Annotated in this window: 24 protein-coding genes; 5 read left to right on the top strand and 19 right to left on the bottom strand. The window is 58.4% G+C overall.

Annotated elements, in window-relative coordinates; genetic code table 11:
- Nucleotides 1-44 precede the first annotated feature (44 nt).
- The 4 genes from glnA (at nt 45) to ntrC (ending at nt 4,942) form a co-directional block, all read left to right on the top strand.
- Nucleotides 45-1,448 carry a glutamate--ammonia ligase gene (gene glnA, locus QUE75_RS03855; RefSeq protein WP_058090032.1) on the top strand — a complete coding sequence of 468 codons (1,404 nt, stop codon included), beginning with the start codon at nt 45-47 and terminating at the stop codon, nt 1,446-1,448.
- Between the two features lie 198 nt (nt 1,449-1,646).
- On the top strand, nt 1,647-2,171 hold the full coding sequence (locus QUE75_RS03850; protein ID WP_286253756.1) for a DUF4124 domain-containing protein: 525 nt from the start codon (nt 1,647-1,649) through the stop codon (nt 2,169-2,171).
- Between the two features lie 240 nt (nt 2,172-2,411).
- The gene (gene glnL, locus QUE75_RS03845; protein ID WP_156471785.1) at nt 2,412-3,512 is read left to right on the top strand and encodes a nitrogen regulation protein NR(II); all 1,101 of its coding nucleotides are present in this window, start codon (nt 2,412-2,414) and stop codon (nt 3,510-3,512) included.
- Nucleotides 3,509-4,942 carry a nitrogen regulation protein NR(I) gene (ntrC, locus tag QUE75_RS03840; RefSeq protein WP_286253752.1) on the top strand — a complete coding sequence of 478 codons (1,434 nt, stop codon included), beginning with the start codon at nt 3,509-3,511 and terminating at the stop codon, nt 4,940-4,942. Before glnL ends, ntrC begins: the two co-directional genes overlap by 4 nt.
- Before the next feature lie 7 nt (nt 4,943-4,949).
- Here the strand turns inward: ntrC and QUE75_RS03835 are convergent, their stop codons facing one another.
- From QUE75_RS03835 to QUE75_RS03810, 6 genes are all read right to left on the bottom strand, one after another.
- Nucleotides 4,950-5,612, bottom strand: coding sequence for a response regulator transcription factor (locus QUE75_RS03835; RefSeq protein ID WP_286253750.1), 663 nt, complete (start codon nt 5,610-5,612; stop codon nt 4,950-4,952).
- Nucleotides 5,613-5,787: 175 nt separating this feature from the next.
- Nucleotides 5,788-7,902: a TonB-dependent receptor family protein gene (locus QUE75_RS03830; RefSeq protein WP_286253748.1), complete on the bottom strand. Its 2,115-nt coding sequence runs from the start codon at nt 7,900-7,902 to the stop codon at nt 5,788-5,790.
- A 141-nt stretch (nt 7,903-8,043) separates the two neighbouring features.
- Nucleotides 8,044-8,859 (bottom strand): energy transducer TonB, encoded by an 816-nt coding sequence (locus QUE75_RS03825; RefSeq protein WP_286253746.1) that lies wholly within the window; start codon nt 8,857-8,859, stop codon nt 8,044-8,046.
- Nucleotides 8,859-9,278 (bottom strand): ExbD/TolR family protein, encoded by a 420-nt coding sequence (locus QUE75_RS03820; RefSeq protein WP_286253745.1) that lies wholly within the window; start codon nt 9,276-9,278, stop codon nt 8,859-8,861. Before QUE75_RS03820 ends, QUE75_RS03825 begins: the two co-directional genes overlap by 1 nt.
- Entirely contained in the window at nt 9,275-9,673 is a 399-nt protein-coding gene (locus QUE75_RS03815) for an ExbD/TolR family protein (protein WP_286253743.1), read from the bottom strand. Before QUE75_RS03815 ends, QUE75_RS03820 begins: the two co-directional genes overlap by 4 nt.
- Nucleotides 9,663-10,406 carry a MotA/TolQ/ExbB proton channel family protein gene (locus QUE75_RS03810; protein WP_286253742.1) on the bottom strand — a complete coding sequence of 248 codons (744 nt, stop codon included), beginning with the start codon at nt 10,404-10,406 and terminating at the stop codon, nt 9,663-9,665. Before QUE75_RS03810 ends, QUE75_RS03815 begins: the two co-directional genes overlap by 11 nt.
- Before the next feature lie 180 nt (nt 10,407-10,586).
- Here QUE75_RS03810 and QUE75_RS03805 point away from each other — a divergent pair, with 180 nt between their 5' ends.
- The gene (locus tag QUE75_RS03805; protein ID WP_286253740.1) at nt 10,587-11,033 is read left to right on the top strand and encodes a cupredoxin domain-containing protein; all 447 of its coding nucleotides are present in this window, start codon (nt 10,587-10,589) and stop codon (nt 11,031-11,033) included.
- 13 nt (nt 11,034-11,046) lie between these two features.
- Here the strand turns inward: QUE75_RS03805 and QUE75_RS03800 are convergent, their stop codons facing one another.
- The 13 genes from QUE75_RS03800 to QUE75_RS03740 all read right to left on the bottom strand — a co-directional run bounded on the left by QUE75_RS03800 (nt 11,047) and on the right by QUE75_RS03740 (nt 25,460).
- A complete protein-coding gene (locus tag QUE75_RS03800) occupies nt 11,047-14,535 on the bottom strand; it encodes a DUF6701 domain-containing protein (RefSeq protein ID WP_286253738.1) in 3,489 nt (1,162 codons plus the stop codon).
- A gap of 417 nt (nt 14,536-14,952) precedes the next feature.
- On the bottom strand, nt 14,953-15,738 hold the full coding sequence (locus QUE75_RS03795) for a PulJ/GspJ family protein (protein WP_286253736.1): 786 nt from the start codon (nt 15,736-15,738) through the stop codon (nt 14,953-14,955).
- Nucleotides 15,738-16,256, bottom strand: coding sequence for a type IV pilus modification PilV family protein (locus QUE75_RS03790; protein ID WP_286253734.1), 519 nt, complete (start codon nt 16,254-16,256; stop codon nt 15,738-15,740). The genes QUE75_RS03795 and QUE75_RS03790 overlap by 1 nt, the downstream gene beginning before the upstream one ends.
- Nucleotides 16,253-16,735 (bottom strand): type II secretion system protein, encoded by a 483-nt coding sequence (locus QUE75_RS03785; protein WP_396631686.1) that lies wholly within the window; start codon nt 16,733-16,735, stop codon nt 16,253-16,255. The genes QUE75_RS03790 and QUE75_RS03785 overlap by 4 nt, the downstream gene beginning before the upstream one ends.
- A 100-nt stretch (nt 16,736-16,835) precedes the next feature.
- Nucleotides 16,836-17,315: a type II secretion system protein gene (locus tag QUE75_RS03780; protein ID WP_286253731.1), complete on the bottom strand. Its 480-nt coding sequence runs from the start codon at nt 17,313-17,315 to the stop codon at nt 16,836-16,838.
- Between the two features lie 47 nt (nt 17,316-17,362).
- A complete protein-coding gene (locus QUE75_RS03775; RefSeq protein ID WP_058090018.1) occupies nt 17,363-17,872 on the bottom strand; it encodes a prepilin-type N-terminal cleavage/methylation domain-containing protein in 510 nt (169 codons plus the stop codon).
- Between the two features lie 37 nt (nt 17,873-17,909).
- On the bottom strand, nt 17,910-18,491 hold the full coding sequence (locus QUE75_RS03770) for a hypothetical protein (RefSeq protein WP_286253727.1): 582 nt from the start codon (nt 18,489-18,491) through the stop codon (nt 17,910-17,912).
- Nucleotides 18,491-19,720 (bottom strand): type II secretion system F family protein, encoded by a 1,230-nt coding sequence (locus tag QUE75_RS03765; RefSeq protein WP_058090017.1) that lies wholly within the window; start codon nt 19,718-19,720, stop codon nt 18,491-18,493. The genes QUE75_RS03770 and QUE75_RS03765 overlap by 1 nt, the downstream gene beginning before the upstream one ends.
- Nucleotides 19,720-21,486, bottom strand: a complete 1,767-nt coding sequence (locus tag QUE75_RS03760; RefSeq protein WP_286253724.1) for a GspE/PulE family protein — start codon at nt 21,484-21,486, stop codon at nt 19,720-19,722. The genes QUE75_RS03765 and QUE75_RS03760 overlap by 1 nt, the downstream gene beginning before the upstream one ends.
- On the bottom strand, nt 21,483-22,589 hold the full coding sequence (locus QUE75_RS03755) for an MSHA biogenesis protein MshN (RefSeq protein ID WP_286253722.1): 1,107 nt from the start codon (nt 22,587-22,589) through the stop codon (nt 21,483-21,485). Before QUE75_RS03755 ends, QUE75_RS03760 begins: the two co-directional genes overlap by 4 nt.
- Nucleotides 22,586-23,425 carry an ExeA family protein gene (locus QUE75_RS03750; RefSeq protein WP_061333578.1) on the bottom strand — a complete coding sequence of 280 codons (840 nt, stop codon included), beginning with the start codon at nt 23,423-23,425 and terminating at the stop codon, nt 22,586-22,588. The genes QUE75_RS03755 and QUE75_RS03750 overlap by 4 nt, the downstream gene beginning before the upstream one ends.
- A complete protein-coding gene (gene mshL, locus QUE75_RS03745) occupies nt 23,425-25,134 on the bottom strand; it encodes a pilus (MSHA type) biogenesis protein MshL (RefSeq protein WP_286253719.1) in 1,710 nt (569 codons plus the stop codon). The genes QUE75_RS03750 and mshL overlap by 1 nt, the downstream gene beginning before the upstream one ends.
- On the bottom strand, nt 25,131-25,460 hold the full coding sequence (locus QUE75_RS03740) for a hypothetical protein (RefSeq protein WP_061333576.1): 330 nt from the start codon (nt 25,458-25,460) through the stop codon (nt 25,131-25,133). The genes mshL and QUE75_RS03740 overlap by 4 nt, the downstream gene beginning before the upstream one ends.

The raw sequence follows: 25,460 nt of genomic DNA, 5'->3' as shown, positions 1-25,460 counted from the left end.
ACGATCCGGCATAACGAACACGACATCACTACGGAGCATGCACAATGTCCAAGACGATTGATTTGATCAAAGAACACGAAGTGAAATGGATTGACCTGCGCTTCACCGACAGCCGCGGAAAAGAGCAGCACGTCACCCTGCCCGCCACCGAAGCCGATGAAGATTTCTTTGCTGACGGCAAAATGTTTGACGGCTCCTCTATTGCTGGCTGGAAAGGTATCAACGAATCCGACATGATCCTGATGCCGGACGACGAGACCGCCGTACTGGATCCGTTCACCGAAGAAACCACCGTCAACATCACCTGCAACATTGTAGAGCCGTCTACCATGCAGGGTTATGAGCGCGATCCCCGCTCTGTTGCCCGTCGTGCCGAAGAATACCTGAAGTCCACCGGCATCGCCGATGGCGCGCTGTTTGGCCCGGAGCCCGAGTTCTTCGTGTTCGACTCCGTTAAATGGAACGTGGACATGCAAGGCGCGTCTTACCACATTCACTCTGAAGAAGCTGCCTGGGTTTCCGGCGAAGACTTCGATCGCAACAACATCGGCCACCGCCCAGGCGTGAAAGGCGGCTATTTCCCGGTTCCGCCGGTCGACAGCCTGCACGACCTGCGTGGCGCCATGTGTGCCGCCATGGAATCCATGGGTCTGGAAATTGAAGTACACCACCACGAAGTGGGTACCGCTGGCCAGTGTGAAATCGGCGTTGGCGCCAATACCCTGACCCGCAAGGCTGACGAAGTTCAGATCCTGAAGTACTGCGTACACAACGTGGCCCACGCCTACGGCAAAACCGCCACCTTCATGCCCAAGCCGGTGGTTGGTGACAACGGTTCCGGTATGCACGTACACATGTCCCTGAGCAAAGACGGCAAGAACCTGTTCGCTGGCGACAGCTACGCAGGCCTGAGTGAAGCCGCCCTGTACTACATTGGTGGTGTGATCAAGCATGCCAAGGCCATCAACGCCTTCACCAACCCGGCCACCAACAGCTACAAGCGTCTGGTTCCGGGCTTCGAAGCTCCGGTTATGCTGGCCTACTCTGCGCGTAACCGTTCCGCGTCCATCCGTATTCCGTACGTAAACAGCCCGAAAGCACGTCGTATCGAAGTGCGCTTCCCGGACCCGGCAGCCAACCCGTACCTGGCCTTCGCTGCGCTGATGATGGCCGGCCTGGACGGCATCCAGAACAAGATCCACCCTGGCGATGCCATGGACAAGGATCTGTATGACCTGCCGAAGGAAGAGGCTCTGAACATTCCGAAGGTTGCCGAAACACTATCTGAAGCGCTGGACTGCCTGGAAGCAGACCACGAGTTCCTGACCCGTGGCGGCGTGTTCACCGAAGACATGATCGCAGGCTACATTGACCTGAAACGCGGTGAAGTTGAGAAGCTGAACATGACCACTCACCCGGTTGAGTTCCAGCTTTACTACTCCTGCTAATGCAATGCACCAATAAGGTGCAGGGCATTTAAGCCTGAAAGCCCCGCCCCGTGCGGGGCTTTTTTGTGCCGTTTTTCTCAAATCCCGCCAAACACCCCGCGCCCTTAACGATATGTAACCAAGGGATCGCCCTCCGGCGTTGAAATGCCTGCACCCGCCGCCGATAATCGAGACAGTTCACTACCGCAGGTTATTGTCATGAAAGCACCGCTCACGCTCGCAACCGGCTTGTTACTGCTGGCCACCGCATCCGCCCACGCAGAGGTTTACCGCCATGTGGATGCCCAGGGCAATGTAACCTTCTCGGACGAGCCCATGCAGGGCGGGGAAGAAATCGAGGTTAAACCGGTAACCACCATCACACTGCCAAAGCCTGACGCGGTGAGAGAAACCGAACAGTTGCTTGAGGAAGTGGAGCGCGAAGGTGCAGCCTATGAGAGCCTTTCCCTGATCTCCCCTGAGAACGACCAGGCCTTCCACAGTGGCAACGGCGACGTCACCTTTGAAGTGCGTAGCACACCGAGCCTGCGGCGCGGTCATCGCTATGAGGTTACCCTGGACGGCCAGCCAGTTGGCCAAAGCACCTCAGGCTCCATCACCGTCCGCAATATTGACCGGGGCACCCATCAGGCGGGCGTGCACATCGTGGATCGCGATGGCATACAGGTGAAAAGCGGCCAGCCAATCACCTTTACCATTCACCGACCTTCGCGCCTGAACTGATATTTACGCACTACTTTAGTGCAACCGCACCACGATAAAGCCATACTTTGGGCAGCGAAGGGGCAAAACCCCGGCTGCCTGTAGCGACAAGCTCCCCATCTGCACCAACCTACAGCACCCGGATGCCCTCCGGGCCCTGCTGTGCCCGTACTTAGACCATCGTCGTATCTCAGCAGGCAAAACTGGTTCGTTTTTTGCAAAACCGGGGTAACCACTATGAGTTTAAAACGGAAACCAAGCATGTCGTTCCAACCATCCATCTCGCTGGGAAGCGGTTATAAGAGCATTCTGGACAGCCTGACCACGGCCGTTCTGGTGCTGGGAAACGACCTGACCATCCGTTACCTGAACCCCGCCGCCGAAAGTCTTTTTGAAACCAGCATGACCCGTAGCCAGGGCCTGCCCCTGAAAGACGTTCTGCTCGATTCTGCGGACGCTCTGAAAACCCTGTATGCAGCAGCAGGCAATGGCCAATCCTACACCCGGCGAGAAGCAGAGTTCGCTTTACTGAGCGGCTCAAGGCTGACGGTGGACTATTCGGTGACACCCATCAGCCTTGAGCCCATGGAGCTGTTGATCGAGATCCAGCCCCGGGACCGGCTGATGCGCATCAGCCGCGAGGAAGACATCATCTCCCAACAGGAGACCACCCGGATCCTGGTTCGCGGCATGGCCCATGAAATCAAGAACCCATTGGGCGGCATTCGTGGCGCGGCTCAACTGCTTGACCGGGAGCTGAACGATGAAGACCAGCGCGAATACACCCGGGTAATCATTGACGAAGCAGACCGCCTGCGCAGCCTGGTCGATCGTATGCTCGGCCCCAACAAGGCGTTGAAGATTGCACCCACCAATATCCATGAGGTGCTGGAGCGGGTACGTACTCTGGTTGAGGCTGAGAGCAAAGGCCGGGTCCGCCTGAAACGGGATTACGACCCCAGCATCCCCGAGTTCCCGGGCGACAAGGAACAACTGATCCAGGCGTTCCTGAACATCGCCCGCAACGCTATGGAAGCCGCCTTCGAGAACGAAGGCGCCACGCCTTCCGATGTACCGCCGACCATCACTTTCCGTACCCGTGCGCTTCGCCAGTTCACCATCGGCCACCGTCGTCATCGGCTGGTGTGCCGGGCCGACATCATCGATAACGGCCCGGGTATTCCAGCGGATCTTCTGCAGAACATCTTTTATCCCATGATCAGTGGCCGGGCCTCAGGAACCGGCCTTGGCCTTTCCATTACCCAAAGCATCATCGGCCAGCACCGAGGGCTGGTGGAGTGTGAGAGCGAGCCCGGAAGAACCGATTTCATCATCTTCCTGCCTCTGGAGGACAACCAATGAGCCAACCGGCAAACGTCTGGATTATCGACGACGACAAGAGCATTCGCTGGGTGCTGGAACGCGCCCTGAACCAGGCCGGTATGCAGCCGCGGGTTTTCGACAGCGGCGAAAGCATCATGATGCGACTGGAACACGAACAGCCCGATGCCATCGTCAGCGATATCCGCATGCCCGGAGTAGACGGCATCACCCTGCTTTCACAGATTGTCGATAAGCATCCGGATGTGCCGGTGATCATCATGACCGCCCATTCGGACCTGGAGAGTGCGGTTACCAGTTATCAGACCGGTGCCTTCGAATACCTGCCCAAGCCCTTTGATGTAGACGATGCCGTAGCCCTGGTTAAACGCGCTGTGGCCCACAGTCATGAAAAACGGGCCGCCAGCGAACCCCAGGCCGACAGTGCCCAGCGCAACACCGAGATCATCGGTGAAGCCCCGGCCATGCAGGAAGTGTTCAGGGCCATCGGCCGCCTGTCTCACTCCAACATCACGGTATTGATCAACGGAGAAAGCGGCACCGGTAAGGAACTCGTCGCTCAGGCCCTGCACAACCACAGCCCCCGGGCCCGCAACCCGTTCATCGCCCTTAACATGGCTGCCATCCCGAAAGACCTGATTGAGTCTGAGCTGTTCGGCCACGAAAAGGGCGCCTTCACCGGTGCCGGTGCAGCCCGCCAGGGGCGGTTTGAACAGGCGAACGGCGGCACCCTGTTTCTGGATGAGATCGGTGATATGCCAGCCGACACCCAGACCCGTCTGCTGCGAGTATTGGCCGATGGCGAATTCTATCGGGTAGGTGGCACTACCCCGATTAAAGTGGATGTGCGTATCATCGCCGCCACTCATCAAGACCTGGAAAAACTGGTTCAGGCAGGTAGCTTCCGGGAAGACTTATTCCACCGCCTGAACGTTATCCGCGTGCATCTGCCCAAGCTGGCGGAGCGGCGGGAAGACATTCCCCGCCTGATGCAGCACTTCCTGAAGCGGGCCGCCAAGGAACTGGCGGTAGAGCCCAAGTTGTTGCGCCCGGATGCCGAAGAGTACCTGACCACCCTGCCGTGGCCCGGTAACGTCCGCCAGCTGGAAAACACCTGCCGCTGGCTGACCGTGATGGCCAGTGGGCGCGAGATTCACGTAGATGACCTGCCCCCCGAACTCCTGCACCAGGCGGAAAGTGAGCACAGCGCCACTGGCCAGACCTGGCAGGAAGGCCTGAAAAACTGGGCAGAACAGGAACTGAAGCGCGGCAAGAAGTCGATCCTGGACACCGCCGTACCGGAGTTCGAGAAGATTATGATTGAGGTGGCCCTGAAGCATACCGGCGGGCGCCGCCGGGATGCCTCCGTGCTGCTTGGCTGGGGCAGGAATACGCTGACCCGGAAGATCAACGAACTGAAAATCGATTCTGCTGAGGACTCGGAAGACTAAGCAGCCGTCAATCCTGGGCGACGGACGCCGCTGGCTGAGTGCAGATTTGAACCAGCCCGGCATCAATGGCGAAGAAGACCAGCTTCGCCATCGACTCGATTCCAAGGCTGCTCTTAATGGCGGTCACCGTATTGGCCACGGTTTTCTTTTCGATTGCCAGGGCATGGGCAATTTCATCATTGCTTAACCCGCGAGCCAGCATGGAAAACACTTCAAACTGGCGGCGCGTCAACTGCTGCAGTTTTGAGGACTCAGACGCCTGATCATTGAAAGACGATTTCATGATCAGATCGTATTCAACAAAAATTTCACCTTCTGCAACTCGCTGAACGGCCTTGATCAGGGTGTCGGTCTCGCAGGACTTGGTGATGTAACCCATGGCGCCCACCTGAAGGGCGCGCTTAACGATGGGAACTTCGTTGTACATGCTGAAAAACAGGATACGCGCGTCTTTCTGATCTTCCAGAATACGGGCCGCCGCTTCTATGCCGCTGATGCCCGGCAACCCTACGTCCATGATGATCAGGTCCGGCTGATGCCTTCTGCTGAAGTCGCAGGCTTCCTCCCCAGATGCCGCCTCCATAATTTCACAGGGTTCCAGGGCCATCGACAACAGGCTGACATAACCCTGTCGCACCACCGCATGATCATCCGCAATCAGAATTTTCATCTCGGACTCTTTTGTTGTTGGTATTCGCCAGCCAAGATTATCACAACCCTCTCGGGCGTTTGTTCCCCCCTGAAACGAAAAAAGCTCCGGCCGCAGAGCAACCGGAGCATCAGAAGAAAAATGCCGGGAAAAGGAAGGAAACCCGGCCAAGCGATATGACTAACCGAGGGTCATATCAAAAACTCACTGTTGCGCCAGCAACCACGGTTCTCGGAGCGCCGGGGCGGATGCCGTCCTGCACATCCGAGATATACAGCTTGTCTGACAGGTTGCGCCCCTGAACCCACAAGGTTGCATCCGTGGTGGTCGGCAACTTGTAGCTTGCCCGTGCCGAGAACAGGGTACGGCTCGGCACCTTGCCCGCCTCGCCGTCAGAGGTCAGCTCACGGGTATTTTCGATATCACTGTAGAAGGACCCCAGATGGCTGACAGTGGCGCTCAAGTGCCAGCCGGCCATGTGATCCATCCCAACGGTGAAGCTGCCTGCCCGGGTCGGGATTTCTGGCACGTGATTATCGTCCAGGGGTCCGGTGGTGAAACGGGCATCGGTGTAATTCAGCGCAGCTTCGGCGAACAGGTTGTAATCCGCCAGATAGAAGGCAGAGGAATCGATTCTGGCGCCGACATCGACGCCGGTAATGCGCGAATCCGCTGCGTTTACAAACAACGCATCACCGAATTCGTCCACATCATCACGAATCAACGTGTCCTTGATGCGATTGTGGAACACGGCGGCATCCAGGCTGACGCCTTTGATTGCGCTGGTACGGACACCCAACTGGCTGTTCACGCCGGTTTCCGGGGTGAGCGGAAACTCATCCGAGCGAGCCGAGGCAGGCGCATAACCGCGATGGATGCCGGCGTAGATCTCTGATTGCGCAAACCCTGTGTAAAGCAGACTTATGCCGGGCAGGAACAATGCGTTGGAATCCTTTTCCCGAACACCTTCGTCACTGCTACCAGGGCGAAACACCGTGTCTTTGTATTGGTTGTAGGTTTCATAACGAAGGCCCGGGGTCACCGTCCAGTCGCCAAAGCTCATGCTGTTCTGGATATATCCGGAAACCGCTTCAGCATCGTATTCCACCAGGCGCCCGTCACGGGTGTAACCATCCTCGCCAGAGACGGCAAACAAACGGCCCCGGTTGCCCTCATCCAGTTTCTCACCCGGCAGACCAACGGGGCGGCGGTCCTCAAAGCTGTGGTTCTCGTAGCGTACGCCGGTCTGGATACGATGGGTCAGCCCAAGCGCTTCGATGTTGGCCCACTCCAGTCGGCTCTCCAGCCCAAGGTTCTCATAACGGCGATCCCGGCCTTCCATCACGCCGCCGTCTGCAGGTGCCGTGCCGCGGGTCTGGAAACGCGGGCGGTCCAGGTCTGTAAAGAAGACTTTACTGGACACGCTGACATCGTCCGTCACCTGCAGGTTATGGGTCAGGTCGTACTTCAGGTAGTTCACCGAAATGTTGTTATCTTCGCGCCCCTCATCGAAACGGCTCTTGTTGCGGGGCGCGTCACGATACTCCTGCAGGGAGAGGTTCGCTTCGTCGTAACCATCGCTGCGCTCACGCAAGTAGGTCACAGACGCCGCCAGCTGGTTGCGTTCATCAACCTGCCATTCCAGGCCAGTGTAGAAATCGTCGTACTGATGCTCTTCTACATCAAAGGTTCCGTCAGCACGCTTGCCGGTGTAGGAGAGCACCATGCCGACATCGCCTTCAGTGCGGCGATGGTGAATATGCTGCTGGATGGTGTCCTGGTTGCCCACGCCCACTTCGATGACGGTTTCCGGCACCGGGGTAGGTTTCAGGTTACGGAAATTGACGATGCCGTGGTTGTTCAGAGGGCCGTGGACAATCTGCCCGGCGCCCTTGTAAACCTCAACGCGCTCCAGGCGCTCCAGCGGCGGGGTGTAATGCGCACCGGAATCGAGGTATGCACTGTTGTTGATCGGCGTGCCGTCTTCGAGCAAGAGCACCTTACGGGAACGGCGCGGCGGTGCACCGCGAACACCAATACCGGAGCGCCGGCCGAGGACATCATCATCAATGGTGCGCACGCCCGGCACAAAGTCCAGGGCATCATGCAGGGTGTAGGGCTTATACACATCGATCTGGTCACGGGTCAGCACGCTCGCGGCACCCGGCATGCCCTCAACAGACGTGGGCACCAGGCTACGCACATCCAGTGCCGGCAGATACACTGCCTCGCCTGTCTGCTGGGCCATCACAATGCCCGGAACGGAAGCCAGAACGGCGAAACGCACCGCGCGGGTTATTGGTTTCAACATCAAACTCATCGTATTCCCCTTAGCACAGGTTTTTATTGCTGTTGGGGTAACCTTAGAGTGGGTAACGATTCGGGAGAACTGAACGATGGAACCTGAGGAGGCCTACTTTGGGTCGGGACATTTTCCCGTTAAAGCCGGGCGTTACCGCAGGGAGAAGGCGACGGGCAAGGTCACCGTCAACTCGGGCCGGCCATAATCCGCAGGCACTCCGGGTAACGGTACCGCCCTGGACAACATATCCCGCACCTCGTCATCCAGGGGGCGAAAGCCCGCACTCTTTACCACCCGGGCGTCTGCCACCTGGCCTTGCCGGTTAACCGTAAAGGTCACCTCGACCACACCTTCCCGACGCATGCGGCGGGCAGAATCGGGGTAACGTTTATAGCGGTTCAGGTGGCCCAGTAACGCTTGCAGATAACGGGCTTCATCGTTCACCACACCACCGGTATCTGCCTGTGTCGCGGGGGTTGCCGAGGCATCTTCGGCGGGGGCCAAGTTAGGCTCTGCGGTGGGTGCCGGGTCGGCGCCACTGATTTCGGGCACCTCCTGCTCCTCTACGTCCCTATCGGGTTCTGACGTTGTCGATACTGGCTCGACAGGCTCCGGCTCTGGCTCTGGCTCTGGCGTTGGTTGTGGCTTGGGCTCTGGTTCTGGCAGGGGTTCTGGCTTTGTTTCTGGCGAGGGCGCGGGCATGGGGGCATGCAAGGAATCAGGCTTCTGCTGGGGCTCCTCTTTCGGGGTGGCCCGTACCGGCTCCGGATCAGTGTCAGAAGGATTTTCAGCAGGCGACATGTCAGCACTCGCCAGCGTCACGAAAACACCATCGGTCCCTTCATCCGCGGCCACATCCAGCACCGGCTGGTGCGCCAATACACCCTGCACGATCAGAAAGGCTCCGGCATGAAACGCCAGTGCACAGAGCGCACCCGCAAACAGATACCGACGTTTCAACCCCATCACGGGCTCCGCCGCGTGGACAGGTGCACCGATTCAAACCCTGCTTCCGACACCCAGGCCAACACCGGCTGCCATTGCTCTGCCGTTAACGCTTGATCAATCCTGACCAGCACCGGGGATTGGGAGCGCGCCGCTCCATCCACACCCCAGCCATCCGCCAATACCCGCGAGAGCTCGTCGTGCTGGACCGGGGTGCCATTGAGAAAAACCTCACCACCTTCCGTCATCAGAATCTCGACCTGCGCTGACACCTCCGGTCCGCCGGAGTCCATGGCTGGCGGAACAAACGGCAAACCACCAGACGCCCGAATCTGACCGGCCAGCATGAAGAAGATCAGCATCAGAAAGACCACGTTGATCAGCGGTATCAGATGATCGTCATTACTCGCCGCCGGAGCGCTGCCACGTTTGATTTTCATAATGCCGCCCCAGTGTTCACCGAGACGCTGGCGGCTCCCAACCCCCCTACCTTATCGAGCAACCAGACCACCTGTTGTATTGAACTCGCTGGATTGGGTGTGAGGATCACGGATCGGTCGCCTCCTGCGAGCATGTCACTCAGCTGCCTGTCATCCAGAAACACGAGCGGCTCATCCGGCAGGATTGGTCGGCCATCCGGTGCCATCCCCAGCATCAATGGTGGCTCACCGGAGACCTCCGAGCCCTCGCCCGTCGACACCATCAAGTCGAGACTTTGCCACTGGATAAACGAGGAGGTCAGCATGAAAAACAGCAGTAGAATGAACACCACATCAATCAGTGGTGTCAGACCAATCAGCTTTCGGGAGGGTGCCGCAGGGCGATCAAGCTGCATGGCCCCGCCGCTCATCACTGGCGTTAAGAGGATTAGCCGCCGGCTCAGACACATTCACCGCGCCGGAAGTATTGCCAACCAAGGGTCCGGTAAACACCGCGGTCAGCGCATCTTCCATCTCATCCACCAGGCGGTCCGTTTTACGCTCAAGGTAGCTGTGCAACATGACCACGGGAATGGCCACAATCAGGCCCGCCGCCGTGGTCAGCAGCGCCTGCCAGATCCCTCCCGACAGCACCGACGGGTCCACCTGGTTACCGGCCGCTTCCATCTGCTGGAACGCCAGAATCATTCCCATTACCGTACCCAGAAGGCCCAGCAATGGGCTTAATGTGGCAATGACTTCCAGCGGCTTCAGATAGCACTTGAGCGACGCCAAGTGCCGGGACGCCTGGCGGGCCAGCTCCTCCCGAACCAACGGCGCGTCACCATGGCGCATCACCGAGGCCATGGCACTGGCCACCAATGCCGGAACCGGCTGCTGGCACGTCATCAAGAGACTGTGGGCGTCACGCACTTGGCCGTCCCGCCACAAAGACAGACTGTCCGAAACTTTGGTTTTGGATTGCCAGGTGGCCAAAAACAACTGCAGGGATTTGCCAATAATCAACGTGACGGCAACCATGGAGAATACCAACAAGATCGCCACCACCGGCCCGCCAATACCCAGCAATTCCACCAACCCGGGCGTCAACACACCCATTTCCACCAACGGACTCAACCACTCAGACATCACGTCACCCAATCCCGCGCAAATGGCACTGATTCAGCCTGAGCCTGACACAATGCCAGGACCGCCTGAACCGCCCTTTGGTCGCCACTTCCCCAACTTTGGTTGTACTACGGAAAGACGCTAGGTATCCCGACTTGTCCGCTGATACTGTCGAAACGAGTGGATGAGGAGAACAACGCGATGAAATTCTGGATAACGCTACTGGTGGCTGGCATCACACTGCCCTTTCAGGCTCACAGTGAAGGCGACCTGACCAGACAAACGCCCATCGTAGTGGAAGTCGAACTGGGCACGACCGAGGGTGAGATGCGATTCAGCCCATCACACCTCGAATTTGAGACTGGTAAGCTCTACCGGCTGGTGCTGATCAACAACAGCCCCCAGCCACACTATTTTTCCTCCAATGGTATGGCACGTTCGGTATATACCCGCAAGGCACAAACCTACGCACCCGACGGCCAGCGCACAGCCGAAATCAAAGGGCACATCCATGAAATTGAGGTATTTCCAGGCCACAAGGCGGATTGGTGGTTTGTGCCGGTACAAACCGGAGAGTTCAACGACCTGACCTGCCCGGTAGCCGGTCATCAGGAGGCAGGAATGACCGGCAGCATACGCATTTATTGATAACGCCGGTGGCTCAGTTAGCGGGTACTTCCCGCCAGTAGATGATGCGGTCGTTGCCTCGGTAGACGCCGAAGGTGGCGGTGGCGGAGGGGTCTGCTAACACCCCATCGTTGTTCCAATCATCTTCCAGCCACTCCGGAACATCCCAGGTCAGCAGATCGGTGCCCTGGGTACCAAGCGGTTCCAGGCGCAATGGCCCGGCTGTGCCCTGGTCGAAAACCCCGGAATCCGCCAGCAGCGCATGGTGAGTTTCGGCCGAATCAATATCGGTCGTTGTCCACGTGGTGCAACTGTCCGCATCATGGGTAACAAACCGCCCGCCCTCAAAAGACTCTACCCTGAACGGCATAAACAAGGCCTCCACCGTTTCCGGGCCGTAAACGTTCTCCATGATCAGCCGACCGTAGCGGATCTCAAAAGAGGCCTCCGGTTCGAAGTCATAGGGGGCCGCCTCGGCCTGAACACCGTCGGTATCCTGAACCGATGTGACGGTAAATTCTAACTGCGGCAAGAATGGCTCTATACGCGTGACCGGGCTCTTCGGATACTCGAACTGATCGTTCGGGTTGAACGAGAACAATATAAGTCCGGGTTCCTGTACGCTGAGTGCGGCCGCCTCCTGAGTGACAGAAAACGCCATTGGGTCGCCATTGGCATCGGTTGCAGCAAGGTCCTCAATGGGAACAAGTGTTGAGACGCCGGCCACCGATAGGCGCCTGAAGCCGTCGAACGTGTAGTTTCGGGTTCGCCCGCCCTGTACAGACAACGGCTCAAGCAGCGCGGTGGGCGCCATCAACCAACCGAACGGTTGTCCCGTGTAAGTGAACTGCCCTGTCCCGCACTCCGCTTCAAAGGCGCCTGGGTCCACCGTGACCCGGAAGCGGTCAGGATAGAAGCGCCCGACCGGAGCACTCCGGCCCTGCGGCAGATCCCGCCCCAGATAAGCCCCGGGCGCCGGGCTTGTGAGAAAGCGGAATACCCCCACTTCGGGCTGATTTACAGCTACCGTGGTTTGCGCATCAACGGCTCGAGCATGATCGTAACTACCAGGAGAAACCTCACCGGTCTCGCCACCGGCAGGGGCCACCAGCTCCACCTGTAAAGGAATACCCGGCAGTTCGAAGTTTGGCGTGACCGGATTACCAGCACAGAAATCCACATCTGTGTCACTCTGCCAACCTGCTGCGGTAATGGTCAGGTCAAAGGATTCCCCTGCCCTGCGGAACAGCGGGCAGGTCTCATCACCCTGGGAACAGGACGATGCCGCGAAAACACAAAAACCGGCGGGCACGCTGACAAAGCTGTCCGCGCCGGGCATCAGCAGGCCGGCATCTTCGGTTGCCTCGCTGCCCCGATACAGTGCGTTGAGCTGCATCTGCCCTGCGTCCGGGTAGGCAATATCGATTTCGGCTATACCGCCCGCACCAAAGCTAAGCTCCACGCCAGTCGATGAAGTAGAGTTGTTCCCAATCGCAACCCCATCAACCTCAACCAATCTGCTGACAGGTCTATCCGTGTCGCCAGGCGAAACGTAGGTTGACCAGAACTGGATTGTTTTGTTTACGTTTTCGAAGGCGGGCACACAGGCTTGAGTCTGATCATCACGACGCACCGCACGCAGCTGAATCGGGCCCGAGGGCCGATGAGACACAAGATCCGGTACTTCGAAGGCCAATCCTGAATCCACAAAGTTCAGGGTACAGTTGCCTGGCGCAAGGGGGCCGTTCCCGATTCGGCAAAGCGTTTGTGACTGGGGCCTAGTAGAAGGCTGGGATCCGACCACGCCAAGGGTGACTGTATCTGGCACAGTATTTTGCAGGGTTGCAGTCCCAACACCGCCCGTGATGTTCACGACGTTACCGCCGAGCCAACCGTTCTCCGGGGCTAGTGTTGCAGCTACCGGGTCAGTGAATAGCTCGTTGCAATTGGCATCGGCGCAAGCTCGGATAGTCACCGTCTCCGGCTGACAAGTCAGAGCAATACCGTCGTGATCAATTTCAAAATGATCAACTTGCGCCCCAACGGGGTTCAGCTTCAACGCGCACAACTGCAGCTCATCCAGCTCGTGGATGTTCGTTGAGCCACCAGTGGAACCAGTCAGCGATAACAGGAAATTTTCGGGTACTGCTGCCTGACCGTTCGAACTCAGCACATTAAAAGGCGCGATTAATTCGTTGAAGCCGCTGCCGGTATCACGCTCGACAGATACGATTGCCTGGCCAGAAACCCTTGAATCAACCGTTATACGGTAGCGGTGAGAACTATTCGGACCAGTGGCATCGATACCGGGACTCAGCGTCCCTGTACCCGCCAGGTATCGATACCCTGAAGCGCCAGAGCCCGAGCCACGAATCGAAACCGAATCGACAATCCGCCCGGGACCACCTTGCCGTCCCTCGGTTGGGGACGAAAAGTTTCCAAACTCATCGATACCGATACCGAGCCACCCCCCCGCAAAACCAGCATCGCCGTTATTGCGTTGGGCATAGCCAAGCGATCCCCCAAAACTTCCGGGTTGTGGCGTGATGGATGCATCAGAGAGCACCACCGCAATACCATCCGCGCCAGAACCTCCGTACGCATAGTAGTCAAACTCCAACACTACAAGGTTTTCGGCACCAGGAATCTGCCGCTGCAACGTAGCCGCCGTTGACTGGTTGCTGACAGCTTCAGTCATGCGAAGTCGGCCGCCTACGATACTCGGGGTGAAACTTCCCGCAGATACTGCCGTTACCCAGTCGCCGGGATTTAGCGCCGAATCGGTGAAGTCATCGGCAAAACACTGGTCTGGCTCTTCCACAACATAACTGATACGAATCTTACCTGGCGCGCCAGAGCCGCCACTGGCATTGAAACAAAAAGAAACAAAACCACAGTCAGCGCCACCGCCACCTCCGCCGGGCGAAGCTCCCTGTGCGCCTGAAGAGTTTGAACCACCATTTCCACCAGCACCGCCTCCGGTAACCGCAGCTCCGCCGCTGCTTCCCGAGCCGTTATTCCCTGGAGATCCAGACCCTGCAGAACCTCCGCCACCACCGCCACTTGCGGATGCATTCGCGCCACGCCCACCACTGAATGTCACATCGCCAACACTGCCAGCCGCGCTTCCACCGGCTCCCCCCGTGGAGTTATTTTGGCTCACTCCGGCACCACCCTGAGCGAGCAATACTGACGGACTGTCAAACCAAGTGCTGGCACCAGCATTATTGCCCCCACCGCCGGCACCAATACTGAGATCAAAAGTCTGGCCAGCCGTCACCTGGAATGACCGGGCGGCGTAAGCCCCACCGCCACCGCCACCCGCTTCAACTGCACCTCCGAAGAAACCACGTGACACAGAACCGCCCCCGCCGCCGCCGCCCCAGACCTCAACAGTGATATTCCTAACATTATCTGGAACCGTGAACTGGTCTGGGCCTGGCTCATTGATCTCGACCACTTCCTGAGCCAACCCGTGAGCTGCAAAAAGAGCAAGACTCAACAACAGCATCATTCCGCGCATCACTGAACTCTCTTTCTTACGTGATCCGAAGCTCAAAGTAGCCTGACCTCAACCGTTCTTTTCCCTTCACTGGGTGTCGAAATACCGCACCGGCCTTCGCTGCGAATGACAACCCCCTGACCAGGCGCGTTCGTAAAGCAACTCACTATCGCGCTGCACTCTTTCAATCCGCCTACTGTGAAGGAGAAAGTACCAGAGAAACACTGGGGGCCACTAATCGGTTGGAGCGCCCTGCCAACGCCAAGCTGCGCACCACTTTCCGCGGCCAGAAAAGCCCGCTGTGATTGAACCTGAAAACTGACACTGTTGGCCGAGCTCTCCTGAAGCTGGGCCATGCCTATTACCAACAGGGCCAACACAGTGATCACGAAAACGGCTACCGGCAAGCCAGCGCCGGTTTGTTGTTTAAAAGACAGTTCAGGGTACATTGCGAATTTGCACCTCCTGGCTCATTCGAGTGGTCTCGTCACCATTCAGGTTTGCCAACTCAAATTCAAAATTCACAACCGCAGCCCGCTGCAACGAGGGTAGCGTTACTTTTAGATTGAACGAACCGCCGACCAGGTTGGCACTCATAACCTCCCGAGTTCCACCGGCTCCGTTCAGGGCAGCAGCAGAAGGCTGAGTAGAACCTGGAGAGTACCCGCTGAATCGATAAAGCCATTGCCCAACCTGACAGACACTGACCGGGCTAGCGATGGCGTAAACGCGTTTTTCCGGTGAGCGCTCGCGAAAACGATGACTGGCGGACAGTTCAATGGTTGTATCACTATCGCCGACCGCATTAATGGCCGGTGAAACCGGCCCAGGATTGGAGGTGCCGTAGAGATCGGACTGGGCCGAGCCGTAGCCGTACACCACCAGCCGGGCACCGGCGGGGACTGCGCGGCCGAAGGGTACTATGCTCACTTCATCAAAGCTTGGGCCTGTTGTCAGGGATTCATAGCCGGTGCCGGCAATGACCGGCAGCCACTCCAAGCATTGGCCGTTCTCGCGAACGGACAGGGGAAACGCTTCGCGCACCTCCCGGGTGATTTGCTCACTGATCACCACGCCTTGCAGCGCACGCTGTTGCCGTTCGCTAACGTCCAGCGCACCACGCGTGGACAGGGCAACAAACTGCACCGAAATGGTGGCGACTATGCCCAACAGCACGATGACCATCACCAGCTCGACGAGGGTGAACCCCTGTTGCCGGCGCATCAGAAATTCCCCCGGTAGGCGCTGAACAGGTAGGTGTTCCCGGAGGGGTCGGTAATGGTGATGTCGATGCGTTTGGCTTCGTGATTGCTCAGGCCCACTTCGGTGCCGGCACAGGCCACCGAAATAGACACCTGAAAATTGTTGTAGCCCGGAAGCGTTTCTTCCTCGCTGTTCTCGGGCGGCGCGTTATTCAGGGTGTGATAATCGTCCACGTCGTTGAAGGTGCGCCGTGTTTCGCCATCCGGCCCAAGGTTGTTGCAATCTGCGTCGCCGACATCCACCGCTCCACCGCCCACGGGAGAACCGTGGGCGAAGGATTTTGCGAGGATTTCGTCCATGTAGAGTTGCGACAATGCCACCGCACGGGTCTGGTTCAAGGGATCAGCGCTTCGGCCGGTGATCAAGGCAAAGGCACCAACAACGCCAGCGATGGCAATACTGATAATGACAATGGTCATCACCAGCTCCACCAGGGTCGCGCCCTGCTGGCGAACACCGGGGCGCCGGCAAGACCTCATGAACAAGGCCCCTGATACACGGCGCCAAGGGAGCTCAGACACAGGGTAAAGTCACTGTCGCCTGAGATCTGGAATTGGAGACTTTTCTCCCTGAAAGGGCCAGCCAGGCGCCCCATGGGATCAAAGTTAATGGTGAGTCCGCCGCCGGGGATGGCCGCCAGCCCGGATTGACCGGCTTCCTGATACGCCATACTGGCGCCCTCACGGCGGATGGAAAACAGGGAATCCGCCGCCTCGAATTCAAAAGCATTCGAGGTTTGGCGGATGGTTACAGAATTGGAGGGATTGCCCGCCAGCGCTGCTTGTTGGGCAAGCAGCGTGGCGGAGGCTAGTTGTTGGGTGGCTAGCAATGGCGAGAACGCGGTGTTTCTGGCGAACAGGCCGACTCCCAAGGCGGAAAGTACGCCGATAAGGATAATGACCATCAGTAATTCAACCAGGGTGAATCCCGAGGCCCAAGCAGCACTCACGGTCCTCATACCCCCTCCATAACTCCGATTGAAGTCGGGTTAGTTAACCACCTTTTGATATGAAAGCTGAGGACAACGGCTTGCCCTCAATAACCATTCCCCCGCTCGATTAACAGTCAGTGACATCTACCGTAATGACCGGCGCAGTATCAGCATCTGCTGCTGCGGTAAAGGAAACCTGACAGTTAGCGGGAGTCGCCGCACCATTTGCGCGAACGATAATTGGATTCCCTGCGACCACCGTATAGTCATCGGCGTTAATCTGGGCAGCATCTAAAATACCCGCCTGGGTCGCTGCGGGGTATCCGAACACGGTATCAACACTAACGCCATCAAGCTGGACAGTACCCGTGGCTGCAGCTGGATCACACGCTTGGCGAGCAAGACAGGCAGAACGGACGATAGAGTTAGCTGAACGAATTGCGCCTGCTGCCCCCTGGACAGTGCTGACCCGGGCATCCCCACCCAAATCCGCAAACCGCGGCAAAGCAAACGCCGCCAGAATACCCAAAATCACAATCACCATAACCAGTTCGATCAGGGTGAAACCTTTGTCTTTCCGTGAAGCAATTGCTGTCATCGCATTCATAGTGCTACCTCTTCGCTCTTCGTTAAGTCGTTTTGAAATTCAATTGATTAATTAATCGTTGTTGTTATTTCACCGGTGTCGGCATCGTAACCAATGGTGCTATTTTGCCCATCCAACTGGTACGTAAAGATACAGTCGCCACCGCTGACCGTGGTTACGTATTCAGGGTTCGCTCCACTCACTGTTGGTGCATTCGACTGAAGCACACCCAGCCAAACCTCTTGGCATTTCGCTGGTGTCATCACAGGACTGGTATCGTCCGAAGCTACTGACGTTGGCCAACCATCGTCGCTGACATCGACATTGCCATTGCCGAAGCCCTGGACATCAATTTGTGCTGTGGTGAATCCATTGGAAACCCACTGCGTTTTAGTCAGCGCCACACCGGCAGCCAATGCCCCAGCAGTGGCACGAATGCTGGACTGATGCGCCTGCTCCGAAAGCTGCGCAAACCTCGGCAGCGCGAAGGCCGCCAGTATCGCCAGGATGGCAATCACCACCACCAGCTCGATCAGGGTGAACCCCTTCTGTTTTTGCCTGCTGTTGTACTGCATCATTCGTCGCCTCTTGCCTGTGATCTGTCGTGTTATCCCGTCAGCGGCTGGCGTCCTGCCCGCTCACTGTGGTTTCTGTCAACGGCACCGGTGCCAGTTTCAGGCCGGTTGGCCGCTGTGCTTGCACCCGCAGGTTGTTCCGGCTGCGGTTTGCAAATTCGGTTGTCACTGTCCAGGCGAAGGGGTGGCCGGGTTCTGCGAGCTGCCCTTCAATGGTTATCGGCTGCTTTGGGTTATAAATTAACCAACCCTTGCCATCTTCGCCTGTTTCTTTTTGTTGCCCGGGGCGAAAGCACCAGCCACCTTGCTTCAGCTCCCCTTCGCTACATTCGCCCGAGTACATGGGCCATTGGTGGTCCAGCCAGTCAAAGGGGTTACGCCCTTCCAGTTCTTCCAGACTGCCCTGCCGGCTCAGCATGGTTTCGGCCCCTTTCACCACCAATGCCGCCCGCAACTGGCTCAAAATCATGTTAACGCTCTGTTGTTCCGCCCGCTGCAGCTCGCCTTCCAGTTTGCCCAGCAACACCCACCAGAGGGTGAACAGCACCAGCAGGGCAACAAACAGCCGCATGCGCCGGGCGTTGGCCAGCCCACTGGCGGAAGACCAGACCGGTTGGCGCACTAGCCGCGCCCCATGGCGGCGGCTCCCAGGTCCCATATGGGCAGGAACACGCCCAGCGCCAATATCAGTACCAGGATGCCCATGGCCACAATCAGGATCGGCTCTATGGATTCCGCCAGCCGTTTCAGGCCGTAGTCCACGTCTTCGTCGTAGAAATCCGCCACGTTGTTGAGCATGTCATCCACCGAGCCGGTTTCCTCGCCCACGGCAATCATCTGCAAAATCAGCGGGGTGAACATTTCGCTGGCGCGGGCGGTGCGCAGCAGGCTTTCGCCGCGCTCGATGCCCAGGCGCATATCCTTGATGTGGTGCGCTATCCAGGCGTTGTCGGTGGCATCGGCGACCACGGTCAAGGCGTGGGTCACCGGCATACCAGCTTTCAACATGGTGGCGAAGTTCCGGGCAAACCGGCTGAGGGTAATCAGCTCCAGCAGGGGGCCGATAATCGGGAGCTTCAGTTTGTAGCGGTCCCAGATTTCCCGCCCCTGTTCTGTCTGCTTCCACTGGCGCACGAGCACACCGGCAGCGGCGAAACCAAACAGCATCACATACCAGTAATTGAGCAGGAAGTTAGACGTGCCCACCAAGACCTGGGTCAGGAAGGGCAAGTCGGCCCCCATGCGGCTGAACACCGATGCAAACCGGGGAATGACGAGAAAGTTCACCACCATCAGGGCCGCCAGCAGGGCCACCACCACAAAGGTGGGGTAACGCAGGGCCTGTTTTACCCGGCGTTTGGTGTCCCGTTCCAGTTCCAGGATTTCCGACAGGCGCTTGAACGCGTCATCCAGCATGCCCGTATTTTCGCCCACGTGGATCATGGCGATGAACAGGTCGGAGAATACTTTCGGGTGCGCCTGCATGGCCGTGGCCATGGTGTTACCGCCTTCGAGGCGATTGGTGATATCTTCCAGTACCTCCGCCAGCACCGGTGAACGGGAGGTTTCCGCCAACCCGCGCATGGTGCGGATCAGCGGGATGCCCGCTTTGGTGAGCGCGTGCATTTGCCGGCAGAACACAATCAGTTCATCCAGCGTTACTTTTTTGCGGAAGATGGCCAGGTTGTTTACCCGGTCCATGCCGGATTGCGTTTGCACCTGTTCCTGAATGGCCAGCGGGGTAATACCGCGGCGCATCAGTTCACTGGCCGCCGCATCCACATTGGCGGCGGTCAGTGAACCTTGCTGGACAACACCACGGTTGTCTTTACCCCGGTAGCTGAACTGCATCAGTCATCTACCCCTATGGCGCCGTCGGCTGCCAGATCGTCACCTTCCAGCAATGCACCTTCTGTAGTGGCCGCCACCCGTGCAACCTCCTGTAAAGAGGTCACGCCCTGCAGGGCATAGTCCATGGCGCACTGGCCAAGCGGTCGGAACAATGGGCTCTTGCGGGCAGCCCGGGTAAAGTCGGACACGTCCTTTCTGCGCAGGGCATCCAGCATGTCTTCGTTCATTTCCAGCATTTCGTACACGCCCACCCGGCCCTTGTAACCGGTATTACTGCATTGGTAGCAGCCACGGCCGTGCACGAAGCCGGCCTCGATATCCAGTGGGTCCAGGTCGAAGGACTGCAGCCACACCAGTTCCTGCTCAGAAGGCTGGTAGGTTTCCTTACAGTTATCGCACACTCGGCGCACCAGGCGCTGGGCCACCACGCCCAGTAGGGAACTGGCCACCAGGAACGGCTCAGCGCCCATGTCGATCAAACGCATGGCACTGCTGATGGAATCGTTGGTATGCAGGGTCGACAGCACCAGGTGGCCGGTCATGGCGGCGCGCAGGCCGATTTCCACGGTTTCGTGGTCCCGCATCTCACCCACCAGGATGATGTCCGGGTCTTGCCGCAGGGCGGAGCGCAACACCGTGGCGAACTCCAGCCCGATTTTCGGGTTTACCTGTACCTGGGTGATGCGCGGCAGCCGGTATTCCACCGGGTCTTCGGCGGTGATGATCTTCACTTCCGCCTTGTTCAGCTCGGTCAGGGCACCGTAGAGGGTGGTGGTTTTACCACTACCAGTGGGGCCGGTGACCAGAATCATGCCATGGGGCTTTTTGATCAGTTTGCGGAAACGGTCCAGCAGGTGTGACGGCATGCCGGTGCTTTCCAGATCCAAAGTGCCCTGGCTCTGATCCAGCAAACGCATTACCACCGATTCGCCGTACTGAACCGGCATGGTGGATACCCGCACATCAATGCTGCGGCCTTTCACCCGCACGTTAAAGCGGCCATCCTGGGGCAGGCGCTTCTCGGAAATGTTGAGCCCGGCCATCAGCTTCAGGCGCAGAACAAGCGCTGCATTTACGCGCTTTTCTTTCATCACCTGTTCTTGCAGTACACCATCCACCCGCTGGCGAATGCGCACGACGGTCTCGTCGGGCTCGATATGGATATCCGAGCATCTGGCCTGTACGGCATCTTCGAACAGGGTCTGCAGCAGTTTGACCACCGGGGCGTCGGCGCTTTCGGATTCGGCGGACAGGTCAGCCAGGTCGAAAGCGTCATCACCCAGTTCGTCTTCCAGCTCTTCCGCCAGGGAGGCGATTTCATCGGTGCGGCGGTAGACCAGATCCAGGGTGTTGAGCAGTTCGCTCTCCCGCACCACCGCCTGTTTGATGGGCTGCTTGAGCACCCGCACCAATTCGTCGTAGGCGAAGATATCCAGCGGGTCGGCCATGCCCACCAGCAACTCTCCGCCCTGTTCCGCCAGCACAATGGCCCGGAACCGGCGCGCCATGGCTTCTGGCAGCTTCTTAACCAGTTCGTTATTGAACTGGTAATGGCGCAGCTGAACAAAGGGCACGTCCAACTGGCGCGAGAGGATGTTGAGCAGGTTGTCTTCGTCGACATAGCCCAGCTCGATGAGCGTTCGGCCAAGCTTGCGACCGGTACTTTTCTGCTCCCGCAGGGCGGTCATCAACTGCTGTTCAGTGATGACATTATTCTGAACCAGCAGGTCGCCTATGCGGATTTTCTTTTTCGGTTCCGTACTCATGATTCCGCCTGCAAAACTGATATGCGTTGCCGCGCGTAGTCCGCCAGTGAAGCAGACATTCCGGGCATGGCCGCAGCCTGGGTATAGGCCTGCAGCGCACTTCGATTGCGCCCACCGGTTTCCAGCGCAATGGCCAGCCCCAGCCACCAGGTGCCCTGGCTGTCGTCGTGGGCGATCAATTCAGACCAGTGGCCAGCCGATTCATCGGCTGCGCCGGCCTGTTGCAACAAAGTGGCCAGGGTAATGCGATACTCCACCTGTTCAGCTACCGGGGGCACCCGGGCCTGCAAGGTAGCGATCGCCAGGTTCAAATCGCCCAGTGCCAATTGGGCGCGGGCTTTCAGCAATCTCAGGTTGGCATGTTCGTTGGTCACAGAGTCTGGCAGCCATTCCAGGGCACGCCCTGGCCTATCCAGAACCAGCATCTCCCGGGCAAAGATCTCCCGGCTTCGGGGAGCCGTTTGACGGGTGGTCAGTTCCGTCAGTGCACGCTCTGCCTCACCATTGCGACCGGTTGCCAGCAAGCTGGCCAGTTCACGACTGGTGCGCAGGTCCACCGCTTCCGGCGTTTCCCGTTGCTGCTTTACCGGTGATTCCGGCGCACGATCCCCAGTGTTCACCTCCCGCTCAGGGGTTTGTGGCTGCGCTTGCGCCACCTGAATAACCTCGGGCTCGTCCTGGTCCGCCGCGGGCTCCGCATTGGCCGGCTCGGAGCGCTTCGGCGTGGGCTCGGTTACCAACACGACCTCCGCCGTGGATGCACTATCAGGGGTCGACACCTCGGTTTCAGAAGCAGGCTCAACAGGGATCGGTTCGACGATGACCTCTGGCAGGGCGGCTGTCTCCGTGATCTCTTGTGATTCCGGGGCTGCCGAAACCCTGGCGCTATCGGCGACAACGGACTGCTCTTCAGAACTACCTGACAGCATCCACCAGGCACCTACGCCACCCATCAACGCCAGTGCCACCATCAAAACAATGGCAATCGGCGTCCCGGACGCCGCCGAATCCCGGGCCACAGGCTGGCCAGTGTAAGTGCCGGCCACACGGGGCGGATTCTGCCGTTCCTCTGCGGCCCTCAGGGCATCATTCAACAAGCTCATCCCCACCTCCGGAACCAGCTAACGGGGCGGGCGCTTTCTGTGTCTTTCACGGCTTGCAGAGCGTGCTTTCTGGCCACCTGCCGGTCTCCCCGCCCCCAGGCCGCCAGCATGGACTTATGAGCCAGGACATTGACCAGCCGGGGGATACCGCCGGATGAACGCCAGATGACCTTTAATGCTGCCGGGGCAAAAATATCCGCTCCGTTATAGCCGGCCCGGGCCAGGCGATGCCGCAGGTACTGGCCAACAGACTCCTGCCCTAGAGGCTGCAATCGGGTCTGAAAGGTGATTCTCTGGCGCAACTGGCGCAGGCTGTCCTTTGCCAGGATGGTGTCCAGCTCCGGCTGGCCAAACAGCACAATCTGCAACAACCGGGTGCTTTCGGTTTCCAGGTTGGTCAGCAACCGCAGAGCCTCAATGGTTTCTTCGGGCATGGCCTGGGCTTCATCAATCACCAGTACCGCCGGGCTTTGTTCCATGGCCAGGGCAATCAATCGCTGGTTCAGCGCCTTGAGAATCTGGTGGCCGTTACTACACCCGGCCACGTCGACACCCAGTTCCTCGGCAACCGCCTCATAGAGGGTCTCCGGCGGCAGGTTCGGATTGGGTATGTAAGCCGTGCAGGCGGTCTTATCCAGTTCGTTGAGCAGCAAGCGGCAGAGCAGGGTCTTTCCGGTGCCCACCTCGCCAGTCACCTTGATAAAGCCTTCCCGTTGCTGCAACGCCACCAATAACAGCTCCAACGCATCGGCATGACTGGGCGCCCGGAGGAAATATCGGGTGTTTGGCGTCAATGCGAACGGTGCTTCCTGCAGTCCAAAATGGCTTTCGTACATCAGCGGGGGGCCGTCTCCGCCTGGGGTTTAACCGACTCTGCCGAGTTCAGCAGATCTCTGAGCACGTTCATCCGCTCCCGGCTGGCCTGCACATCCGCCTGCATTTGGCCAGCATTGGCCACCATGGGCCGTATCAGGATGACAAGTTCGCTCTTGCGGGATTCGAAGCGGCGCTGCTTGAACAATTCCCCCACCAGCGGAATATCGCTGAAGAAGGGTACGGCAGAAGTAGTGTCTTCACTGGTGTCCTGAATCAAACCACCAATCACCACAATCTGACCACTCTCTGCCCGAATCACGCTGTCGGTTTCACGCACCGTGCTGCGAGCCAACGGCAGGGTGACATCCCGCTCGCCAATGGTGATGACCTTTTCCTGGTCATTCACTTCGCTGACTGATGGATGCACATGCAGTGTTATCGCGCCGCTGTCGGAAATCTGCGGGGTAACGTCCAGGGAAATGCCGGAGAAGAACGGCGTCAACTCAACCGAAGTGGAGGTTCTGTCGGTGGCGGTCACCGCCGAGTTGTTATCATTGAAATCAATATCGGTGACGAAGAACTCGTCGGTACCTACCTTGATGACGGCTTTCTGGTTGTTGATGGTGGAGATGCGCGGGCTCGACAGAATCTGCACATTGCCCTGCTGACCCAACAGCTGGATCACCGCGGCAAAATTGCCTTCGGTAATGGTGGCCGAAAATAACCCACCGATATCACCCGCGCGAATAGCCTGCCCAGTCAACTCCTGTGCCAGCACGTTATTACCGGCAGAATTGGTTTGCAGGTCAGCCCAATTGATACCTTGCTGATACCCCTCATTCAGCGCGACTTCCAATATCTTGGCTTCCAGAACAACCTGACGCTGCATGATCAGTTCAGTCCGGCGCAGGTAATCCTCCACCATCCGCAAATCGTCAGAGCCCGCCCGGACCATCACCAGGCCCGCGCCAGCGTTAACCACTACCTGGCCATCATTACCCACGATCATAGCCACCGTCTGGCGAATATCCCGCCAGAAGTCAGACTCGGTATCGGTCGAGATGGTGGTGCCCACCAGGTTTCGGGTTTCATTACCGGTATTGGAATTGGAGTTTGAGTTGGAAGCACCGTTGCCACTGCCCCGGGCGCTGCTGACCTGGCCCGAACTGACACGGGTTTCTGAGCCACCGCGGCGTTTGAAATGCAGGTAGTCAATGGGGAAAAGTCTTGTCTGTATCCGGTCTTCCGCCACCCGAAACAGCCGGCCATTACGCTGGATATCCAGACCGTATAAATCCGCAGCAATCTCCATGACTTCCGGGACGGTGACATCGCTCAGGCGCAGATCAACCGGTGTCGTAACGCCCGGATGGACCACCACGTTATAGCGGGTGCCCTCCACCAGCGCTTCAAAGAAGCTGGAGGCTGGAACGCCGCGGGCATTCACATCAAAACGCTCGTCCTGCTCCTGCGCACTGGACAGGGGCGGTAGCAACTGACTGCTGATTTCCGCGGCTGATACAGGAGCAGGATCACCGGATGCGGAGCCCGAGGCAGGGGTTTGCCGCTCGGCTTCGGCCAGCGCCTGGTCAATCTGATCGGCAACGTCTGTTGATGTGGCGGCAGACGTCCGCATCAACGGGTTATTGGCGCAGGCAACCAGCGTTAGTGAGAGCATGGCAGCTGCGAGAGGTCTGAGTGTTGTCATCATGGTCCGACTGTCTGTCATGGTGTTCTCCGCACCTGCGGGAGCGGGTCCGGATACAGGGTTCTGGGTTGGCCGCGATCTGTTACTTCTACCCGATCTTTGAAGATACGGCGCACACGTATGTTGTCATGGCTGTCGCCCTCTTTCAGGGCTACACCCTCAATGACGGCAATCCGCCGCTCCTTGCCCAGGAGGATCGAGCCCAGCCGAATTTCCCGGGCCGGCGATGCCACCACCGGCTGCGAGTCAGCACCGGGAGGTCGGGTCGGGTCTTGCAAGGCATAGGCCTGGAGCGACCCAAGTGACACCAACGTCATCATCAAATATCTGAACAAAGGATGTGCCAT

This window comes from Marinobacter shengliensis (genome assembly GCF_030297115.1).
Classification (GTDB): Bacteria; Pseudomonadota; Gammaproteobacteria; order Pseudomonadales; family Oleiphilaceae; genus Marinobacter; species Marinobacter shengliensis.
This window is presented reverse-complemented; position numbering and strand designations above follow the sequence as displayed.

What these genes read in the sequence shown, in the direction of transcription:
- glnA (WP_058090032.1), top strand. Translation starts at nt 45, where the DNA reads ATGTCCAAGACGATTGATTTGATCAAAGAACACGAAGTGAAATGGATT.
- QUE75_RS03850 (WP_286253756.1), top strand. Translation starts at nt 1,647, where the DNA reads ATGAAAGCACCGCTCACGCTCGCAACCGGCTTGTTACTGCTGGCCACC.
- glnL (WP_156471785.1), top strand. Translation starts at nt 2,412, where the DNA reads ATGTCGTTCCAACCATCCATCTCGCTGGGAAGCGGTTATAAGAGCATT.
- ntrC (WP_286253752.1), top strand. Translation starts at nt 3,509, where the DNA reads ATGAGCCAACCGGCAAACGTCTGGATTATCGACGACGACAAGAGCATT.
- QUE75_RS03835 (WP_286253750.1), bottom strand. Translation starts at nt 5,612, where the DNA reads ATGAAAATTCTGATTGCGGATGATCATGCGGTGGTGCGACAGGGTTAT.
- QUE75_RS03830 (WP_286253748.1), bottom strand. Translation starts at nt 7,902, where the DNA reads ATGTTGAAACCAATAACCCGCGCGGTGCGTTTCGCCGTTCTGGCTTCC.
- QUE75_RS03825 (WP_286253746.1), bottom strand. Translation starts at nt 8,859, where the DNA reads ATGGGGTTGAAACGTCGGTATCTGTTTGCGGGTGCGCTCTGTGCACTG.
- QUE75_RS03820 (WP_286253745.1), bottom strand. Translation starts at nt 9,278, where the DNA reads ATGAAAATCAAACGTGGCAGCGCTCCGGCGGCGAGTAATGACGATCAT.
- QUE75_RS03815 (WP_286253743.1), bottom strand. Translation starts at nt 9,673, where the DNA reads ATGCAGCTTGATCGCCCTGCGGCACCCTCCCGAAAGCTGATTGGTCTG.
- QUE75_RS03810 (WP_286253742.1), bottom strand. Translation starts at nt 10,406, where the DNA reads ATGTCTGAGTGGTTGAGTCCGTTGGTGGAAATGGGTGTGTTGACGCCC.
- QUE75_RS03805 (WP_286253740.1), top strand. Translation starts at nt 10,587, where the DNA reads ATGAAATTCTGGATAACGCTACTGGTGGCTGGCATCACACTGCCCTTT.
- QUE75_RS03800 (WP_286253738.1), bottom strand. Translation starts at nt 14,535, where the DNA reads ATGCGCGGAATGATGCTGTTGTTGAGTCTTGCTCTTTTTGCAGCTCAC.
- QUE75_RS03795 (WP_286253736.1), bottom strand. Translation starts at nt 15,738, where the DNA reads ATGCGCCGGCAACAGGGGTTCACCCTCGTCGAGCTGGTGATGGTCATC.
- QUE75_RS03790 (WP_286253734.1), bottom strand. Translation starts at nt 16,256, where the DNA reads ATGAGGTCTTGCCGGCGCCCCGGTGTTCGCCAGCAGGGCGCGACCCTG.
- QUE75_RS03785 (WP_396631686.1), bottom strand. Translation starts at nt 16,735, where the DNA reads ATGAGGACCGTGAGTGCTGCTTGGGCCTCGGGATTCACCCTGGTTGAA.
- QUE75_RS03780 (WP_286253731.1), bottom strand. Translation starts at nt 17,315, where the DNA reads ATGAATGCGATGACAGCAATTGCTTCACGGAAAGACAAAGGTTTCACC.
- QUE75_RS03775 (WP_058090018.1), bottom strand. Translation starts at nt 17,872, where the DNA reads ATGATGCAGTACAACAGCAGGCAAAAACAGAAGGGGTTCACCCTGATC.
- QUE75_RS03765 (WP_058090017.1), bottom strand. Translation starts at nt 19,720, where the DNA reads ATGCAGTTCAGCTACCGGGGTAAAGACAACCGTGGTGTTGTCCAGCAA.
- QUE75_RS03760 (WP_286253724.1), bottom strand. Translation starts at nt 21,486, where the DNA reads ATGAGTACGGAACCGAAAAAGAAAATCCGCATAGGCGACCTGCTGGTT.
- QUE75_RS03755 (WP_286253722.1), bottom strand. Translation starts at nt 22,589, where the DNA reads ATGAGCTTGTTGAATGATGCCCTGAGGGCCGCAGAGGAACGGCAGAAT.
- QUE75_RS03750 (WP_061333578.1), bottom strand. Translation starts at nt 23,425, where the DNA reads ATGTACGAAAGCCATTTTGGACTGCAGGAAGCACCGTTCGCATTGACG.
- mshL (WP_286253719.1), bottom strand. Translation starts at nt 25,134, where the DNA reads ATGACAGACAGTCGGACCATGATGACAACACTCAGACCTCTCGCAGCT.
- QUE75_RS03740 (WP_061333576.1), bottom strand. Translation starts at nt 25,460, where the DNA reads ATGGCACATCCTTTGTTCAGATATTTGATGATGACGTTGGTGTCACTT.